We start from the raw sequence: 804 nt of genomic DNA, 5'->3' as shown, positions 1-804 counted from the left end.
CAATCCCCATGCCGTTTGCAACAGCGTGTTCATCGTTACGCCATGTGCTTTGGCCGCCGCCGCGATTCGCTCGCTTTGCTCCCGTGGCACGACTCCGCTCACACGCCTCGCTTCATAGCCTGACGTCTGGCGTTGGCGTTTCGGGAACACCGCCTGTGCTTCACAGCCCGCCAGTCGTTCCTTCCAGTAGTGCCGCGCCGACGCCTCATCCTGCTCCGACAGCCAGCGAATATAGTCGCTGTACGCCTGACCTTTTGGCTGCTCCTGCTGCTCCTCTTCGCTACCCGAGATGCTGTAAGCACTGTAGGCGCTGTAGGTGCGCAGCACTTCCTCCATCACCAGCGGCAGGCACCAGCCGTCCATCACAATATGATGGAAGCTCCAGACCAGCTCGTGCGTATGCTTTCCTGTGCGGAACAACGCCACCCGCATCAAGCTCTCCGCTTCCACATCAAAGCCTTGCTGCCGGTCTGCCGTCCGCCACTGCGCCACGCCAGCTTCCTGCTCCGTGGCGGGTTTCAGCGACAGATCGGCATACGCAAGCTGAAGCGGCCGGTCGCGGTACACGACTTGCAGCGGCTCTTTTCTCCACCCGCTGTCGATGCTCGTCCGCAGCACCGCATGCCGCTGAACGATCGTTTGCCAGCTTCGTTCAAACGCTGCTACATCCAACTCCCCTTGCAGCGTCAGCTGCATCTGGTTCACATAAGCGCCCGCTTGCGGCTCCAGACGGCTGTGGAACAACATGCCCTGCTGCATCGGCGTCAGCGCGTACACCTCCTCCATCTCCCCGATGACTGCGCT

The 804-nt window shown here is 61.4% G+C and carries 1 protein-coding gene; it reads right to left on the bottom strand.

Annotation, left to right across the window (positions count from 1 at the left end; translation table 11 throughout):
* Positions 1-804 (bottom strand): condensation domain-containing protein (locus tag ACSR9A_RS01125; protein WP_473755184.1); only part of this gene is annotated, 804 nt, incomplete at both ends.

It is taken from the genome of Paenibacillus sp. R-74696 (genome assembly GCF_055814915.1).
Note: the sequence above shows the minus strand (reverse complement) of the source record. Positions and strands in the feature narration are given on the sequence as shown.